The following is a 17,831-nucleotide window of genomic DNA, read 5'->3' on the forward strand; positions in this document are numbered from 1 at the left end:
GTATTTACATCTGCTTTCAGTTACTCTTTGTTCACCCTCACTCGATTGAATAAAATAATGCAGATAAACAATAAGATAATGATAAGCTGCAGCATAATCGCTAGCTTAGTATCACAAACAACATTTGCCCAGCTCAATACTGGAACAACATCCAGTAAACTCACTGCATTTACCCATGCTGAATTAATTATTGCACCGGGAAAACGTTTAAGCGATGCCACTTTATTAATTGAAAATAATCGAATTAAAGCCATTATTGAGCACAACGACATTCCCGCTGGCGCATTTAGAATCGATTTGAGTGGTTATACAATTTATCCCGGATTTATCGATCCTTTTACCGATTATGGGATTGAATTCGAATATCCCAAACTTAAGCTCACTCGCCCCGTCTATGATATAAAGCGTATCGGTGGTAATGCGGAAAATGGTGCAATTCATTCTGAAAAAGAATGGTTTAATTACGTTTACCCCAATAAAGAACGCGCAAAAGAGTGGATTAATAATGGTTTCACCAGTGTGCAAAGTAGCAAACTCGACGGTATCTTCCGTGGGACGGGTGTCAGCCTTTCATTAGCGGACAAAACGGCTAATGAAGTGATTTATCGCGCCCGCAGTCAACCTTTTATGGCATTCGATAAAGGTTCGTCTGAACAAGATTATCCCTCATCATTAATGGGCAGCATTGCACTTATTAGGCAAACCTTTGCCGATGCAAATTGGTATAACCAAAATAAAAACAAACCTGCCAATGGCGCAATAAACAATCAAGTCGAATTTAATATCGCCTTTGAGCGTTTAGATAATTTAGCCGATAAGCAAATTATCTTTGAAACCAAAAATCTCAACGACCAATTACGTGCAGCCCATTTACTCAAAGAACATAAACTGCCAGCCAACCTACTTGGTAATGGTCAAGAATACTCACGCATCAATGAGTTAAAGGCGCTGAACTATCCGTTGATCTTGCCTTTAAACTATCCGCAGGCGCCCGATGTCGGCACAGATGACGCTGATCGTGAAGTATCACTGGCGGATTTAAGACAGTGGGAACGTGCACCAACCAACCCTGCGGCGGTAGCTAACGCAGGAATCCCCTTTGCGTTAACGCAGTTTGGGATTAAGACCGATGCCTTCTGGCCGCGCCTACGCCAAGCCATTGCCCAAGGTTTAAGTGAAGAAAACGCTCTCGCGGCACTCACCACCCAAGCCGCAGAGATGACAGGCACCGCCGACTTTACCGGTAAACTCGCGCCCGGTTATATGGCTGACTTTGTTATCACTAAAGGCAATATCTTTAAAGATGGCCAGATCTACAGTGTTTGGTTGCAAGGTCAGGAGCAAAGTCTGCGCTCACTTCCCCAAGCACGATTACTGGGAGATTACCAATTAAGCCTCAATAACCTCACGCTAGATTTATCGCTACATGATGAAAGTAAAAGTGATAAACCCAACATCCAAGGCAATTTAAGCAGTGGCGAACAAAGTATCTTACTCACTCAACTTAAGTTAGATGATAACGGGAGATTGAGCTTTACTGCCGATTTGAGCGCCGCAGGCATTAATGGCCTTAGCCGCTTTACGCTGTGGATGGCCGATGACGGCATTCAAGGTCGTATGGTCGATGCAAAAAGTCGCACTACAAATGTTGCCGGTGTCGCTATGACTCAAACTGCAAAGCTCAAAAAAGCAGACCAAGCAAGCAATCATGCTCCCAAGAATGAAGCCAACACGAGCCTAGTGAGTCACCTCACCTTCCCTAACGTTGCTTACGGACTGAGCGAAGCACCTAAGGTGGAGAAGCTGCACATCAAAAATGCCACCCTGTGGACATCGGATAAGCAAGGCATTCTCGAACATGCTGATCTCTTGATGGCCAATGGCCGCATCGAAAAAATTGGCCAACAATTAAGTACACCATCAGGTTATCAAGTCCTCGATGCAACAGGTAAACACCTCACCGCCGGCATAGTCGATGAACACTCGCATATCGCCATTAATGGCGGTACTAACGAAGGAACAGACGCAGTTACCTCTGAAGTACGCATTGGCGATATTATTAATCCCGACGATATTTCAATCTATCGCGCCTTAGCGGGCGGCGTCACCAGCGCGCAATTACTCCACGGTAGCGCCAACCCTATCGGTGGCCAATCACAACTGATCAAAATGAAATGGGGCGAGCCAGCCGAACAACTCAAATTTGTTAACGCGCCCGCCAGTATCAAATTTGCTTTAGGTGAAAACGTCAAACAGAGTAACTGGGGTGAGAAATTTGTTCAGCGCTTCCCCCAGACTCGCATGGGAGTAAAAGCATTATTTGAAGAAACCTTCGACGCTGCTATCGCCTATGAAAAGGCGTTAAAAACCTATGATAATCTGCGCTCCAGCGATAAAAAGAAAACCGTCGCCCCGCGTCCAAGTTATCGTCTGCAGGCGGTCGCCGAAGTATTAAACCAGCAACGCGACGTACATATTCATTCCTATGTACAGTCAGAAATCCTGATGTTTATCCGCTTGGCCGAGGCCTATCACTTTAAAGTACAAACCTTTACCCATGTGCTCGAAGGTTACAAAGTGGCGAGTGAACTGGCCGCCCATGGCGCTGGCGCTTCGACGTTTGCCGATTGGTGGGCCTATAAGTTTGAGGTGTACGACGCGATTCCACAAAATGCATGTTTGATGCAAAACAAAGGTGTGACCACCAGCATAAACTCAGACGACTATGAAATGCAGCGCAGACTCAACCAAGAAGCGGCTAAGTCTATGATGTATTGCAATATGTCGAAGGAAGATGCTTGGAACATGGTCACTATTAATCCGGCCAAGCAATTAAGAGTCGATGAATTTGTGGGTTCACTTACTCCAGGAAAAATGGCCGATGTCGTGTTGTGGAACGCAGAGCCACTGTCGATTTACGCCAAAGTGACACAGGCATGGGTTGAAGGAAAACGCTATTTTGACCGCGACCAAGACCAAGTTGCCCAGCTCGCTGTAGTCAACGAGCGCGCCGCACTGATCCAAAAAATTCTCAGCAGTGATGACCAAGCTAAAGCGGGTGAAAAAGTCACGCCACTTAACGAGCCACAGTGGCACTGCGACACCCACTATCAGGCATGGGGCCACACTCATGAGGGAGCCAAATAATGAAACATTCATCTAAACCCGTTTTGTTTGTGGCGATACTGGGCGCGATTTGCACCACGCTGGCCCCAGCGATGGCCAGCGATATCGTGCCTACACCTAAACAAATCCGCAGCGTACTGATTAAAAACGCCACAGTGCACACAGTCAGTCAAGGCGTGCTCAGCAACACTGATGTCTTGATTGAAAATGGCAAGATCACGGCCGTTGGAGCTCAACTCACCAGCCAAATCAACAGTGCAACCGCAGAAACCAGTGACACTCAAGTCGTCGATGCCAGCGGTAAACACTTGTATCCGGGCTTAATCGCCCTCGATACCAGTTTAGGCTTAGTCGAAATTGAAATGAGCCGCCCCACGGTTGATAACGCCGAGGTGGGTTATATCAACCCGCAAATCAGCACAGCGACGGCTTACAATCCAGATTCTGAGCTCATCCCGACCATACGTTTCAACGGTATTACCCACGCGCAAATCGTCCCGAGCGGCGATGGTATTGCTGGGCAATCGGTACTGGTGAATCTTGATGCGTGGACGATTGAGGATGCGCTGACCCCAAGTGCTGGGCAATTCCATGTCTATTGGCCGCAAATCAAACGCATGCCAGAAGATGAAAAAGAGAAAGCCAAGGCCATCGAGAAAAATCAGCAGGCAATCGACAAGCTCAATATCGCCTTTGAAGATGGCTATCGCTATTTCTTAAGTGATAAGGCCAACGGCAAAGACAAAAACCAGGATGAAGATCCACAGTCCGCGACCAACAACCTACGCTGGCAGGCCATGTTACCGCTATACCAAGGCAAAGCGACACTGTTTGCCCATGCCGACAGTGTTGGCCAAATTGAGCAAGTGATCGCCTTGACGAAAAAATACCAATTCAAACTGGTGATTGTCGGCGGATACGATGCATGGCGTTTGGACTCAAGCCTAAGGGAAGTTAAAGCTGGGGTCATTTACCCTCATACCTTGAGTCTCCCTAAACGTAAAGATGAGCCAGTCGATTTACCCTTTAAGATCCCATCTTTACTCGCTAATGCAGGTATTCCCTTCGCCCTTGGGTTCTCATCGGACTGGAATAGCCGTAACCTCCCCTACGCCGCAGGCTACAGCGCCGCCTATGGTTTAACGCCTGAACAAGCACTTAAGTCCATCACCTTAGATGCCGCAAAACTGTTAGGTGTGGAGGATTTAGGTGCGATAGCGGTGGGATACCAAGGCAGTGTCGTGCTGTCCGAAGGGGACATTCTCGACCCTATGACCAATAAAATTGAGGCAATCTGGATTGAAGGACGGCAGATAGATCTGAATAATCGCCATCAGCAGCTTTATCAAAAGTACCTTAAGCGGTAGAATTTGCTCAGATAATAATATCGCATCGGCGCAGCCTACCAAGGCTGCGCAGTTTTCTCCTCAACCTCAGGTCAAACCATGAAAATTATCCTCTCAAGTGCATTAGTGCTCCTGCTCAGTGCCTGTGCAAGCGACTACAGTTTTAACAGTAATTTGGACAGTGAGGCGATTAATGACTATTTCAAGGCATCCGATGTCATCCTTTATGAAGGTGATACCTTGCCGAAAGGTCATTATGAATTAAAAGGATTGGTCGAAGGTGAGTCCTGTCAGGCCGATACCAACGGTGCGCCCGCGTCGCTTGCCGATGCCAGAACCGAAGCCCGTCGCAATGCGGCAGATAAAGGGGCTAACGGCATTATCATCAAGCAATGTGTCATATTTGAAGAAGCTGCCCAAGGTTGTATCAGCCGCGCATTATGCGTTGGTCAAGCAGTAAAAACGGCTACAACAGAGTAAGCCTCACGCATATTAAGCATACTGCTCGCGGCGTGATCCTATAGTGTTCTAAGATTGCCCCTATCAACCGCTTAATGGCTAACGCTTCATGACCAACGCTGCATTATTAGCACACAAAGATGGGCCTTAATGATTAGCTTAGAATGATGAGCTTAGGCGGTTGTTATATTTATCTTTTTAGGTAATTTTTTGCATGACATTTACCAACCAAATTATCGCAGTGGCAACATGCCGCACACCCTATAAACAAAAATTTGGCATTCCAAGACAACCCGGACTTGTTGAAGCGCGTGGTTATGTCGAGCTCGAGCCCCATGTGAATCATATCGATGCGGTACGTGGCATAGAGCAATATTCACATCTCTGGTTACTGTTTTGCTTCCATGAGAATCTTGCCCAAGGTTGGAAAACCACAGTGCGCCCGCCGCGTTTAGGCGGCAATGAAAAACTCGGCGTGTTCGCCACTCGCTCCACTTTTCGCCCCAATGGTATAGGTCAGTCTGTAGTGAAATTGCACGGCGTAGTGCAGCGCAAGGGCAAAGTGTGCCTCGAAATTTCCGGTATGGATCTGCTCGATGGCACACCGATAATTGATATTAAGCCATACATTCCTTTCTCAGATTCGATTACCGATGCTGTAGGCGGCATTGCCCAAGACGCGCCTAAACTGATTTCAGTGGTGTATTCTGACCATGCCAAGACGCAGATTGAGCGTTACACCCTGCAGGAAACCTACACAGATTTAGCTCTGCTTATCCGCGGTGTGCTGGGCCAAGATCCGCGCCCCGCCTACAAAAAAGCCAAGGACGATCCTAAGTTATACCAAGTCGCCCTCTATGATTTAGATGTGTTTTGGCAAATGGCAGTCGATGATAATGACCAAGAATACATCTTGGTACTGGAACTCAAACCGGGGAAATGTGGCTAAATGTCTGCGCCAACGCCTGCATCAAAACCTGATTATCAAAGCCAGCATAAAAAGCGGCTCTCTTGGATGCCGTGGCTGTATTTTTCTTTAAAAGAGAAACATTTAATCTGGGCTAAACCTTGGCAAGACGATATTCAAGCAAAACTTTGTGCCCTCGAAACCATCAACATCGGCGAGCAATGCTTTATCGCCCCCGAGGCGCAGTTATTTGCCGAACCCAATCGTGATATCCGCATGGGTAATCGCTGCATGATCGCCGCCGAGTGTTTTTTGCATGGGCCTATCACGCTAGGGGACGAAGTGGCGATTAATCATGGCTGCTCCTTCGATGGCGGCAGGGTCGGGATTCAGATAGGCAATCAAACCCGCATCGCCAATAATGTCACTATTTACGCCTTCAACCATGGCATGGCGCCAGATACCCCCATATATCAACAAGCTGCCAACTCCAAAGGCATTGTTATTGGCCAAGATGTGTGGATTGGCGCTCAGGCAGGCATAGTCGATGGTGTGACCATTGGCGATCACGCTGTGGTGGGTATGGGCAGCATAGTGACGAAAGATGTACCCGACTGGGCGATAGTGGCTGGCAACCCCGCCAAAGTGATTGGTGATAGACGGGATAAGTAAGCAGTAAGGATAATCTTGATACTAGCAGTGACGAAGTCACGCTCTAACAGCACAGCGCTCTTCCTTTCGTTATCCGTTATCCGTTATCCGTTATCCGTTATCCGTTATCCGTTATCCAGCATCAAAAAATGCTATTTATCTCCCAGCTAGTTGAATTTAACCTAAATCCCTAGGTGACATCACCAAAGCAGGTGATAAAATGGCGACCATTCAACTCAAATTTGGACATCGGTAATGCGCGTCAGCAAGTACCTGCTATCAACACAGAAAGAAACTCCTGCCAACGCAGAAGTCATTAGTCATCAATTAATGTTACGTGCGGGCATGATCCGTCGTAATGCGTCGGGCCTTTACAGCTACCTCCCCACGGGCTTACGCGTATTGCGTAAAGTCGAAGCCATTGTTCGTGAAGAAATGAACAAAGCCGGTGCAATTGAAATTCTAATGCCTATGGTGCAACCGGCAGACTTGTGGGTAGAAACGGGTCGTTGGGAAAAGTTTGGTCCCGAGCTGTTACGCTTTAAAGATCGTCACAATCGCGACTTCGTACTGGGGCCAACCCACGAAGAAGTGATCACAGATCTCATTCGTAAAGAAGTCAGCTCATATAAGCAATTACCGCTGAATCTTTACCAAATTCAAACCAAATTCCGTGACGAAGTTCGCCCACGTTTTGGCATGATGCGCTCACGTGAATTCTTGATGAAAGACGCCTACTCTTTCCACCTTGACGTCGATACCATGAATGAAACCTATGAGGCTATGTACACAGCCTATAGCAACATTCTATCGCGCATGGGTTTAGCTTTCCGCCCAGTTTTAGCTGATACGGGTTCAATCGGTGGCAGCATGTCACACGAGTTCCATGTTCTAGCACAAAGCGGTGAAGATTTAATTGCTTACTCAACGGGCAGCGATTATGCCGCTAACATTGAGAAAGCCGAATCACCTATGCCAACTGAACCACGCGGCGCAGCCACTGAAGCATTGCGTTTAGTCGATACCCCAAATGCAAAGACCATTGCGGAATTAGTTGAGCAGTTTGGTTTGGATATCACTAAAACGGTCAAAACCTTAATCGTAATGGGTGCGACAGAAGCGACGCCTTTAGTGGCGCTGATTGTTCGTGGCGACCATGAACTCAACGAAGTCAAGGCTGACAAGTTAGACTTAGTCGCATCACCATTGGAAATGGCGCCAGAAGCGCTGATCCGTGACGCCATTGGCGCAGGTCCAGGTTCACTTGGCCCTATCGGTCTTAAAATCCCTATCGTTATCGATCACAGCGTTAGCGTAATGAGCGATTTTGCCGCCGGTGCTAACGTTGATGATAAACATTATTTTGGTATCAACTGGGAACGCGATCTGCCGACAGCGCAAGTTGCCGACATCCGTAACGTAGTCGAAGGCGAGCCAACACCTGATGGTTCAGGCACTTATGCTATGGCACGCGGTATCGAAGTGGGCCATATTTTCCAACTGGGCACTAACTATTCTAAATCGATGAACGCGACTGTACTTGACGAAAATGGCAAGTCACAGGTGCTACTAATGGGTTGTTACGGTGTCGGCGTGAGCCGTATCGTGGCAGCAGCCATCGAACAAAACTTCGATGACCGTGGCATCATTTGGCCAGAAGCAATTGCACCATTTAGCGTGGGCATTCTGCCAATGAACATGCACAAGTCGCACCGCGTCACCGATATCGCCGAGCAGTTATACAAAGACTTAAACGAAGCGGGTATCGAAGTGTTATTGGATGATCGTAAAGAGCGTCCAGGCGTGATGTTCGCCGATATGGAACTGATTGGTATCCCACATACAGTGGTGATCGGCGATCGCAATATCGATGCCGGCGTATTTGAATACAAAAACCGCCGCACCGGTGAAAAACAAGATATTCCATTCGATCAACTGCTCGACTTCCTGAAAAACGCAGTTAAAGGCTAAACCTCAACGCGAAATGTAGACAAGCTGAAGATCAAAAACGAAACGCACTTGAGCCCAGCTTAAGTGCGTTTTTTATTGGACTTTTATTGACTGTCGTCGCTCACTCGTGACATGACTTTTATATGCGGCTGTTTACTGCTGTATTTTGGGCACTGTATTTTTGGCAAGGTATTTTGCGCTAACTGGTACTGACTCGGAGCGACGCCCATCAACTGCCTAAACATATAACCAAAGGCTGAACCCGAGGCATAACCTAAGGATAACGCAGTAGTGAGTACAGATTCACCTCGGCTGAGCATTTGAATCGCCACCTGCAATCTAAGCCTTTGCAACCATTGGCTATAACTCAGCCCTGTTTGCTGTTTAAATAATCTCGCTAACGTGCGGGCCGAGGCACCGACCTCCCGCTGCCAATCAACCAAAGTGCGCTGTTCGCTTGGATCGGCAAGCAAAGCCTCGGTAATGCGCAGTAATTTTTTATCCTTAGGATAAGGTAAATCCAAGGCGACCTTAGGGGCGAGCACCATAAAGTCACGGATCACCATCAAGAGCCGCATGACGCTATCCTTAAAATCGGGATCAATCAGCCCAGCCTCACTCTTCACTAAGGCATTAGCCTCTTGCAGTAATAACTGCAAAACAGGCTTCACACTCAAACAAGTACAGTCGGGTGGAAACCCGCCTATCCGGGTTTCATCCAAATACAGACTACTCAATTGCACCTGACCTAGCGCGATAACCTCATGATCGACAAAGGGAGGCACCCACACCGCTTGCTCAGGCGGCACAATGTAACGCCCAGCAGGCGTGATCACACTCAGCACACCTTGATTGGCATAAATGACCTGTCCCCAAGAATGACGATGGCGCTGCACATGTTCAAACGGCTTGAGTGTTCGCTTAAGCAACATGATGGAGGCACTTAGCCCTGCGGCGGCTAAACGTGAAGGTGCGACCTGCGTGTGCTGAGTAATATGCTGCTGGGATAAATGCGTGTCAGTGACTTGATTCAAGGTGTTATCGCCCAAAGTGATTTTTATATCGAAGCTTCTTTTCATATTATCGAGCCTCTTCCGAATAGAAGCGCCTCTTCATATAAAAGTACTTTATATTTGTAGAAGTGTCTTTATATCTAGATATTAAGTCAATCTATCGAGCCCAAGCCAAAGCAGCAAACGCTAACATGTCATATCAGGCTGAATTAATTGGAGATGACATGAGTATCCACATGGATAAAAACCGCGTAACGCCCGTTACATTACAAAAAATGAAAGGTAAAACCCCCATAGTTGCTCTCACCGCCTATGAAAAACCGATGGCAGAAATTATCGATCCCCATGTAGATATGATTATCGTCGGCGACTCCGTCGGCATGGTGGTTTATGGGCAAGACTCTACACTCGGGGTTACCTTAGAAATGATGATTAATCATGGTCTTGCTGTCAGTCGCGGCGCAGCACATGCCTGCGTTATTATCGATATGCCCTTTGGGAGTTATCAAGAATCGCCTCAGCAAGCCTTCAGACATGCCAGCCAAGTATTAATACGCACAGGCGCGCAGGCGGTAAAACTCGAGGGTGGCGCAGAGATGCTCGACACCACTCGTTTTTTAACCCAGCGAGGGATCCCTGTAATGCCACACATAGGATTAATGCCGCAACACGTGAATCAATTGGGTGGATTTAAAACCCAAGCAAGGGATGCTGCCGCCATCGAAGCCCTCGTTAGTTTAGCGAAAGACTTTGAGCAAGCAGGCGCTTTTAGCATACTGATTGAAGGCACATCCGAGCTCGCGGCGCGCACAGTGACGGCAGGAGTCTCAATCCCAGTTATAGGCATTGGTGCCTCACCCGCCTGCGATGGTCAAGTGCTCGTGACTGAGGATATCTTAGGCTTATTTTCTGACTACACGCCTAAATTTGCTAAACGCTATATCGACTTAGGACCATTGATCACTAAGGCCTGCGCCCAATATGCCCAAGAAGTGAGAACGGGTGAATTTCCAACATCGGAGCATTGCTTTGGCCTCAGTAAAACGACCAAGGTTACTGCGGATTAATTGTCTAAAGCGAAATGTTCCAGCAATCGAATAAACGATAAATCGAAATTTACAACTAATTGAGTCTACCGACTTGCTTTTTATAGGGGGGCGTTGCTTTAATAAAACTATTAAAACAATAAATTGAGCCTGAAGATTGCCTACATCAACTGCATTAGTCTTAGGCGGTGGCGGCGCTAGGGCGGCCTACCAAGTCGGCGTGTTAAAAGCACTGGTCCAGCTTTATCCACGCAATCATGGTATTCCCTTTAAAATTATTTGCGGAACCTCTGCGGGTGCCATCAATGGCACCGCTATCGCGACCCATGCCTCTTGCTTTCACCTTGGCGTCAGAAAACTCGAATGGGTTTGGCGTCACTTTGAAACTCGAAAAGTCTACCGAGCTTCGATCACAGGTGTTCTCAGCCATCTAACGAAAATGGCCCTCAAAGGCATGCAAGATGATAAGGTCAATACCGATGCAGGCAGTCTGCTCGATAATGATCCGCTAAGAGGCTTACTCAATGAGCTCATCGACTTTAAACGTATAGACCGTAATATCCGTAATGGCTCACTGACAGCGCTGAGTGTGGATGCCTCTTGTTATAATAACTCTCGCTCAGTGACCTTTTTCCAAGCCGCGAAAGAAATCGAAAACTGGACCCGTGCCCGTCGCAGTGGCGAACGTATCATGCTCAATACCGAGCACCTACTCGCCAGTTCGGCAATCCCTATGGTATTTCCATCCATTAAACTCAACCAAGCCTATTATGGCGATGGTTCAGTCCATCAGCTAGCACCGCTCTCAAGCCCTATTCATTTAGGCGCAGAAAAACTCTTAGTTATTAACTTAGAGAGCCCGCACAAGCACTTTCCTATGGAACTAGAATATCACCCAAAAACGGCGACCATAGCGGGTCATCTGCTCGATACCATCTTTTCAGATACCTTAAATAGCGACCTTGAGAGACTAGAAAGGATCAATAACACTTTAAGCCTGATTCCTGAGTCAAGCCGTAACAAACTCGCCTTGCATCCGATTAAGGCCCTAGTCATCAAACCTAGCGAAGATCTCAGCAAAATTGCTGCCCGCTTCTATGATGACATGCCATGGGCCGTCAAAACCTTACTCGGCTTCATCGGCATAGACAGGCAATCAGACTCAAGTATTGTGTCCTACCTACTCTTCGAAAAAACGTATACCAGCGCTTTAATCGACTTAGGCTATAAAGATGCCATGGAACAAATCGATGAACTTAAAGATTTCTTTTGTTTAAAATAAGCTAACGACTTAATCAGTTTCTTCACTAAAAATCATGCCAAATGGATAGATATAGCTTGAATATTAGTGCCGAAATTCAAACTTTCGCATGAGCAAGAAGATGGATTTAACATTGATAATTTTGTTTGCATCGCTTACTATGCTGTACTAGATTATCAAAAAATCATGCACATTTTTTCAAAAAGGGAATCACGATGAAAAAAACTTCACTAGCACTTATCGTTGCAATGACAGCATTCAGCTCTATGGCTGCAAATGCAGTTGAAGGCGAAGCTGCCGGTACTGGTACTGCTGCAAGCACTAGTACTGGTGTTATCGTTGCTGGTAGCGTAGCTGCTGCTGCTGCAATTGCTGGCGCAGTTGTTATCTCTAACAGTTCTGATGGTAACCCAATTACCAACACAGGTACTGGCACAGGTACAACTACAGGCACTGGTAACTAAGCTATTGTTAGTATGCTTCTAAACAGCCGCCTTATGGGCGGTTGTTTTTTTTGAGTGTTTACAAAGTTAATTTCATAACTTGAAATCTGTCTGATACCTCTTTAAATTCGCTATTTAATCCTAATTGAGAATAAGCAACTCGGATGCGTATATATAAAAAATTACTGTCACTACTGACAATCTCGATTGTGTTAGTAAACACAACCGCTTGTAGCCAAAGAATCAGCGCACTTAACGATACTTTGAAGTTAGCCTTTATCGGTGACAAAGATACTCAATTGTCGGAACAGCAAGTTAATAATATCCCCTATGCCAGTATCTATGCTCGAATCGATGGTATACCTCAAGCGTTCATTGTACTTGCACTTGCAGAGCCTAAGTTCACCTTAACGCTGCCACTGACTCCTGCAATAACAGAGTTAAAATGGCTCTCTGCAGATAAAGCCATGTTAGTAACAATAAATGGACGATTGGTTAGGACGAGCAACCTATTAACAGGTGATTTAATTGCAGTAGAAAGCAATGAGCCAGATCCTATACTCTTAGGCTTACATTTAGATAGCACTCCCAAAACATGGACTCGAACGATTGATTGGCAACCCGGATATCACTTTGGCTACCGCGTAAATTCACATTTTAGTTTTATTGCTAAAGAAAACATTCTCATCAACGATACTCCAACCCAAGCGCTACATTACCTTGAATCAGTTTCGGTAGATAATCTCAATATTCAGTATCAAAATGAATTTTGGCTCACACCAGAAACAGGTCATGTGATTAAGAGTCGTCAAAAAATTGCCCCTAATCAGCCTTTTATCGAAATTACATTACTCAAGCCATTTGCGTCTTAGTGGAGTCCCAATGAGATCCTATTTAATGCCCTTAGCGCTACTGCTCAGTTCTGTTTTAGCGACAGTAGCTCAGGCTGAAACCCAATTGTTAGTTACAACGTCGTCAAACCAAGATGCACAAGTTGAATTACTTTATCCAACATCGATTCGTCTTGATAAAGTAGTACTGGACGGCTTACAACAACTTCAAATATATAATAAAAACAATCATAAAGAGATAACCCCTATTTATTGGTTGGGTGCAGCACTACTCGATATCCAAAACACTGCCGCTTTAGAAGCTAAGCGCAAAGAAACCCTGTCTCAACTAGCACAAATGGGTCAAGCTGCAGATGACAGTATCTATACAGCAAAGCTTGCAAAATTTGCGCAGTTTTTACGACAAATCAAGCTTGGACAGCGCGTAATGCAGCCATTACATCCTGATCTAATTAGGATAAATGACTCATACAACCCTCTAATTGATGGCCGTTTCGAACTTATCTTACCTCAGAGACCTACGACAGTACTTGTCATGGGTGCGGTAGCTAAAGCGGGAAGTTTTGAATGGCAAGTCAATAAGAATAGTAAAGACTATTTAGCGAAAGCGATTCCATTAGAAAACGCTGATAATAGCTTCGTATGGATAGTTCAACCAGATGGTAAAGCACTAAAACAACCAATAGCCTATTGGAATGCTCAAGCGCAAGATATTGCTCCAGGAGCCGTGCTTTATGTTGAATTTTCAGACTTAGTTGAAGACTACAGCACATTGAACGCCAATATTATTGAATTATTAAGGAATCGGGCTCTGTAATGAATAACGCTACCCATTCTAATCTTACGTTAAGTAACCTTTCAGCTATTGCTCTGGCTCTTTTCCCTTTATTCCATATCCAAGCCGATGAATTTAGCTATCCTCCACTCTTAGCCTCACAATCGGACTTTGGTGGTGTAGGATTAATGCAAATGCCTACAGGACGTATGGCTCCTGAAGGTGAGTTTAATTTTGCAACAACTTATAACTCTGAATACCAGCATTTTTCAGCTTCAGTGCAATTATTCCCTTGGTTTGAAACTACGGTTCGTTATACCCAAGTACAAGATCTACTCTACAGTAACGATCCGAGTTTCAGCGGTAACACCAAGTACACTGATAAAGGTATCGACTTTAAAGTCCGTCTAGTGGAAGAAAGTTACTGGTTACCAGAAACTTCTATTGGTATAAGAGATTTTGGTGGTACAGGCTTATTTGATGGCGAATTTATTGCGGCTACTAAACGTGTTGGTCCAGTCGACTTTACCTTAGGGATAGGCTGGGGCTATATAGGAAATAGCGGTAACCTGACTTCAGATAAAAAAGATCTTAATGACAATTGTGATCGAGATACATCATATGGAGGAAAAGGCGGAACTGTCGACTATCAACGTTGGTTTAAAGGCTGTGCTGCATTATATGGCGGTATTGAATATCAAACGCCGTGGGAACCTTTACGAGTAAAAGTAGAATATGATGGCAATGATTATCTTGCAGATTTCCCAGTCACTTTCGGTGGCGTCGATATGCCACAAGACAGTAAGTTTAACTATGGCTTACTCTACCGTGCAACGAGCTGGAGTGATTTCCACCTAAGCTATGAGCGTGGTAATACTTGGACGTTAGGTGTTAGCCTGCAAACTAACTTCAATGACTTACGACAAATTAAACGTGATACTCCTGCAGAGAAATATAAACCTATAGCAGCAGTACCTATGTCGGGTAAAAGAGTAACGCATGAAGGTACAGAAGAAACAGCACAATCCTCTACCGATACGGCTATTCCAACGGTAACAACTCAGCCATTAGTAACAACTGAGTCATCAAAGTCAGAACCGGTTACAAACACGACTATCAACGCTGAAATGCCCAGCCAAACTGATTGGGACAGAGTAGCGACTGAGCTTAGTACTATCGCTGGTTACGACAATCCAAAAATCTATCTTGATAATCACATCGTGACCGTGGTTGCAGATCAAGTAAAGTATATGGACCGTAAAGAAGCCCACCATAGAGCGGCGACGATACTGGCAAATAACACGAACAAGCAGATAATTACTGAATATCGTCTTATTGAAACCCGTTATAAGCAGCCGATAACAGAGACACATATCGACGCTGATAAATTCGCTCAAGTAGCTACCTATGGTTATATCAATGCAGATATGGCGGATAGCACAGAAATCAGTGTACCAAGGTCGCCTCAAGGAACATTAGTAACCCAATCCCATGAGGATTGGTTGGATAAATTAAGTTTTGATATTGCCCCCACTATGGTGCAATCCTTCGGTGGTTCAGAAGGTTTCTATATGTTCAACATAGGTGTTACTGGCAGTGCAGCGTATCGATTTAATGATCGCTTGGAACTTTCGGGATCACTTTATTTGAATCTCTATGATAACTACGATAAATTTTTGTACGATGTTCCACCTGATGGTACCGACTTAAAACGCGTAAGAACGCTTATTCGTCAATATGTCCATGACTCAACGGTCAGAGCGACTAACTTACAGCTAACTTGGATGGATAATCTGAGCGATAACATCTCCTATCAAGCCTATGGTGGTTATTTAGAGATGATGTATGGCGGAGTAGGTACCGAATTCCTTTATCGACCGCTAAACAGTGAATGGGCATTCGGTTTTGATGTTAACTATGCGAAACAAAGAGATCCTGACAGCATGTTTGGTTTCTTCGAGGATGAAAATCAGTTTGACCCACTGACCAATCGCGCCTATCGAGTGCAGACAGGCGTAGTGACAGGACATGCGACCGCTTATTACCAGCCAAAGTGGTTCCCGAATACCTTGCTAAAAGTCAGTGCAGGCCAATATCTTACCGAGGACAAAGGCATAACGGTCGATTTCTCAAAACAGTTTGATAGTGGCGTTATCGTCGGTGCATTTGCGACTAAGACTAACTTGTCAGCAGAAGAATACGGTGAAGGTAGCTTTACCAAGGGATTCTATATTTCGATCCCATTCGATTTAATGACAATTAGACCGACTCAAAGCCGTGGCTTCCTCTCTTGGATGCCGTTGACCCGTGACGGTGGCCAAATGCTTGGTCGTAAATACAATTTATTTGATATGACTGATGCGCGGTCACCTTGGTATACCAGACCCAGTGTAGACCCCATTAATTAGTTAGTACGCAGCTAAACCTCAAAACGGGCAAGATAATTCTTGCCCGTTTTGTTTTCTGCCATTAGGGCTAACTTACAATAGTAAAATCTGCACTGCCAAATTAGCTCACGACTCTATTGGCCATTTATTTAATACAAGTAGTGATTAGCTTTATGAAGGTGTACTGGCGAGGCTATCTCTGGTGGATAAAATCGGTGCGGCAATTAATGGCCAATCAATGGCAAACTCAGCACTGTTCCAAGCTAAAACGCTTTCATCTTCAGGATCATAATATTGGGTACATTGATAAATAACATCAGCATAATCACTAAGAACATAAAAACCGTGCGCAAAGCCAGGTGGGATCCACATTTGCAGATGATTCTCTGCCGATAGCACTCGCCCAACCCATTTTCCATAGGTGGCCGAGTCAGCCCGTATATCGACGGCAACATCAAAAATGCTCCCAGCACAGACCCGCACCAATTTACCCTGCGGTTTTCGCCGTTGGAAATGCAAGCCTCGCAGAACATTGTGTTGCGAACGACTCTGGTTTTCCTGCACAAATACGGGAGGCTCAAGTCCTCTTGCAGTAAAACAAGCATCAAAATAGGATTGCCTGAACGTTTCCTTAAAAAAACCACGCTCATCACCAAATACTTGAGGTTCAAACACCAATACTTCGGCTAATTCAGTTTCATTACATTTCATCAAATACCTGCTTATCGAGTAAACCGAGCAAATACTCACCATAGCCACTCTTGAGTAAAGGCTGAGCCAATTGCGCTAACTGCTGCTCATTGATCCAACCGCAGCGAAATGCAATCTCTTCAGGACAATTGATTTTTAGCCCTTGTCGTTTCTCAATGGCAGCAACAAATTGTGTCGCCTCGGCCATGGCATCAGGCGTACCAGTATCTAACCAAGCCGTCCCACGCCCTAGAATATCGACCTGTAACTCTCCCAAAGCTAAGTAACGAGTGATAACATCGACAATCTCTAACTCGCCCCTTGCCGAAGGTAAAACCGTTTTTGCAAATGTTGCAGCTCTGCCGTCAAAAAAGTACAAGCCAGGCATAGCGTAACGTGAACGAGGCTGCAGAGGTTTCTCTTCGATAGAAAGCACTTTACCTGTGTCATCGAACTCAACGACACCATAAGCGTTAGGGTTCGCCACATGGTAACCAAAAACGGTCGCCCCAGATTGGTCTTGCCAAGCATGTTGCAAATTTACCGTTAAGTGCTGACCATAGAATAGGTTATCCCCAAGAATAAGCGCACAGGCATCACCCGCTAAAAATGGCTCGGCGATAATGAGTGCTTCAGCCAACCCCTTCGGAGAGGCTTGTTCGGCATATTGCAGCTTAAGCCCCCAATGACTGCCATCACCAAGTAATGCATGGAATAGTGGTAAATCGTGGGGAGTACAAATGATCAAGATATGCCGTATATCAGCCTGCATCAGGGTGACAAGTGGGTAATAAATCATTGGTTTATCATAAATGGGCAGTAATTGCTTACAGACAACCTGCGTCATAGGATAAAGACGCGAGCCAGTACCGCCCGCCAGTAAAATGCCTTTTCTCATTGAAATATTTAGAATTGATAAACCATGT

General features: G+C 45.5%; 15 protein-coding genes. 12 read left to right on the top strand and 3 right to left on the bottom strand.

All coding sequences use genetic code 11. The features are described 5' to 3' along the window. Positions 1 to 57: 57 nt before the first annotated feature. The 6 genes from L5L97_RS07930 (at position 58) to L5L97_RS07955 (ending at position 8,460) form a co-directional block, all read left to right on the top strand. Positions 58 to 3,147 carry an amidohydrolase family protein gene (locus L5L97_RS07930; protein WP_263181607.1) on the top strand — a complete coding sequence of 1,030 codons (3,090 nt, stop codon included), beginning with the start codon at positions 58 to 60 and terminating at the stop codon, positions 3,145 to 3,147. Beyond that, positions 3,147 to 4,493 (top strand): amidohydrolase family protein, encoded by a 1,347-nt coding sequence (locus L5L97_RS07935; RefSeq protein WP_263181608.1) that lies wholly within the window; start codon positions 3,147 to 3,149, stop codon positions 4,491 to 4,493. Before L5L97_RS07930 ends, L5L97_RS07935 begins: the two co-directional genes overlap by 1 nt. Before the next feature lie 78 nt (positions 4,494 to 4,571). Then, a complete protein-coding gene (gene rcsF / locus L5L97_RS07940; protein WP_105252035.1) occupies positions 4,572 to 4,952 on the top strand; it encodes an Rcs stress response system protein RcsF in 381 nt (126 codons plus the stop codon). A gap of 193 nt (positions 4,953 to 5,145) precedes the next feature. Then, complete coding sequence (gene tsaA, locus L5L97_RS07945; RefSeq protein ID WP_168824367.1) at positions 5,146 to 5,880, top strand: tRNA (N6-threonylcarbamoyladenosine(37)-N6)-methyltransferase TrmO; 735 nt, start codon at positions 5,146 to 5,148, stop codon at positions 5,878 to 5,880. Beyond that, entirely contained in the window at positions 5,881 to 6,510 is a 630-nt protein-coding gene (locus tag L5L97_RS07950) for an acyltransferase (RefSeq protein WP_131523129.1), read from the top strand. It abuts the gene before it with no gap. 234 nt (positions 6,511 to 6,744) lie between these two features. Beyond that, positions 6,745 to 8,460 (top strand): proline--tRNA ligase, encoded by a 1,716-nt coding sequence (locus tag L5L97_RS07955; protein ID WP_219253356.1) that lies wholly within the window; start codon positions 6,745 to 6,747, stop codon positions 8,458 to 8,460. Between the two features lie 83 nt (positions 8,461 to 8,543). Here the strand turns inward: L5L97_RS07955 and L5L97_RS07960 are convergent, their stop codons facing one another. Then, positions 8,544 to 9,488, bottom strand: coding sequence for a helix-turn-helix transcriptional regulator (locus tag L5L97_RS07960; RefSeq protein WP_317629527.1), 945 nt, complete (start codon positions 9,486 to 9,488; stop codon positions 8,544 to 8,546). 188 nt (positions 9,489 to 9,676) lie between these two features. Here L5L97_RS07960 and panB point away from each other — a divergent pair, with 188 nt between their 5' ends. The 6 genes from panB (at position 9,677) to L5L97_RS07990 (ending at position 16,236) form a co-directional block, all read left to right on the top strand. Continuing rightward, positions 9,677 to 10,519, top strand: a complete 843-nt coding sequence (gene panB, locus L5L97_RS07965; RefSeq protein WP_263181609.1) for a 3-methyl-2-oxobutanoate hydroxymethyltransferase — start codon at positions 9,677 to 9,679, stop codon at positions 10,517 to 10,519. A 136-nt stretch (positions 10,520 to 10,655) separates the two neighbouring features. Beyond that, positions 10,656 to 11,780 carry a patatin-like phospholipase family protein gene (locus L5L97_RS07970; RefSeq protein ID WP_131523125.1) on the top strand — a complete coding sequence of 375 codons (1,125 nt, stop codon included), beginning with the start codon at positions 10,656 to 10,658 and terminating at the stop codon, positions 11,778 to 11,780. 194 nt (positions 11,781 to 11,974) lie between these two features. Continuing rightward, a complete protein-coding gene (locus tag L5L97_RS07975) occupies positions 11,975 to 12,223 on the top strand; it encodes a hypothetical protein (protein ID WP_028761135.1) in 249 nt (82 codons plus the stop codon). Positions 12,224 to 12,366: 143 nt separating this feature from the next. Then, positions 12,367 to 13,074, top strand: a complete 708-nt coding sequence (locus L5L97_RS07980; protein ID WP_263181610.1) for a YjbF family lipoprotein — start codon at positions 12,367 to 12,369, stop codon at positions 13,072 to 13,074. A gap of 10 nt (positions 13,075 to 13,084) precedes the next feature. Continuing rightward, entirely contained in the window at positions 13,085 to 13,870 is a 786-nt protein-coding gene (locus tag L5L97_RS07985) for a capsule biosynthesis GfcC family protein (RefSeq protein ID WP_263181611.1), read from the top strand. Further along, entirely contained in the window at positions 13,870 to 16,236 is a 2,367-nt protein-coding gene (locus tag L5L97_RS07990) for a YjbH domain-containing protein (protein WP_263181612.1), read from the top strand. The genes L5L97_RS07985 and L5L97_RS07990 overlap by 1 nt, the downstream gene beginning before the upstream one ends. A 150-nt stretch (positions 16,237 to 16,386) precedes the next feature. On the opposite strand, the gene rfbC is transcribed toward L5L97_RS07990, so the two are convergent. Both rfbC and rfbA read right to left on the bottom strand, forming a co-directional pair. Next, complete coding sequence (gene rfbC / locus L5L97_RS07995) at positions 16,387 to 16,926, bottom strand: dTDP-4-dehydrorhamnose 3,5-epimerase (protein WP_263181613.1); 540 nt, start codon at positions 16,924 to 16,926, stop codon at positions 16,387 to 16,389. Then, positions 16,916 to 17,803: a glucose-1-phosphate thymidylyltransferase RfbA gene (gene rfbA / locus L5L97_RS08000; protein ID WP_263181614.1), complete on the bottom strand. Its 888-nt coding sequence runs from the start codon at positions 17,801 to 17,803 to the stop codon at positions 16,916 to 16,918. Before rfbA ends, rfbC begins: the two co-directional genes overlap by 11 nt. Positions 17,804 to 17,831 lie beyond the last annotated feature (28 nt).

The organism is Shewanella sp. SM71, assembly GCF_025653905.1.
GTDB lineage: Bacteria > Pseudomonadota > Gammaproteobacteria > Enterobacterales > Shewanellaceae > Shewanella > Shewanella oncorhynchi.

What these genes read in the sequence shown, in the direction of transcription:
- L5L97_RS07930 (WP_263181607.1), top strand. Translation starts at nt 58, where the DNA reads ATGCAGATAAACAATAAGATAATGATAAGCTGCAGCATAATCGCTAGC.
- rfbA (WP_263181614.1), bottom strand. Translation starts at nt 17,803, where the DNA reads ATGAGAAAAGGCATTTTACTGGCGGGCGGTACTGGCTCGCGTCTTTAT.
- L5L97_RS07955 (WP_219253356.1), top strand. Translation starts at nt 6,745, where the DNA reads ATGCGCGTCAGCAAGTACCTGCTATCAACACAGAAAGAAACTCCTGCC.
- panB (WP_263181609.1), top strand. Translation starts at nt 9,677, where the DNA reads ATGAGTATCCACATGGATAAAAACCGCGTAACGCCCGTTACATTACAA.
- L5L97_RS07985 (WP_263181611.1), top strand. Translation starts at nt 13,085, where the DNA reads ATGAGATCCTATTTAATGCCCTTAGCGCTACTGCTCAGTTCTGTTTTA.
- rcsF (WP_105252035.1), top strand. Translation starts at nt 4,572, where the DNA reads ATGAAAATTATCCTCTCAAGTGCATTAGTGCTCCTGCTCAGTGCCTGT.
- L5L97_RS07935 (WP_263181608.1), top strand. Translation starts at nt 3,147, where the DNA reads ATGAAACATTCATCTAAACCCGTTTTGTTTGTGGCGATACTGGGCGCG.
- L5L97_RS07980 (WP_263181610.1), top strand. Translation starts at nt 12,367, where the DNA reads ATGCGTATATATAAAAAATTACTGTCACTACTGACAATCTCGATTGTG.
- rfbC (WP_263181613.1), bottom strand. Translation starts at nt 16,926, where the DNA reads ATGAAATGTAATGAAACTGAATTAGCCGAAGTATTGGTGTTTGAACCT.
- L5L97_RS07950 (WP_131523129.1), top strand. Translation starts at nt 5,881, where the DNA reads ATGTCTGCGCCAACGCCTGCATCAAAACCTGATTATCAAAGCCAGCAT.
- L5L97_RS07975 (WP_028761135.1), top strand. Translation starts at nt 11,975, where the DNA reads ATGAAAAAAACTTCACTAGCACTTATCGTTGCAATGACAGCATTCAGC.
- tsaA (WP_168824367.1), top strand. Translation starts at nt 5,146, where the DNA reads ATGACATTTACCAACCAAATTATCGCAGTGGCAACATGCCGCACACCC.
- L5L97_RS07990 (WP_263181612.1), top strand. Translation starts at nt 13,870, where the DNA reads ATGAATAACGCTACCCATTCTAATCTTACGTTAAGTAACCTTTCAGCT.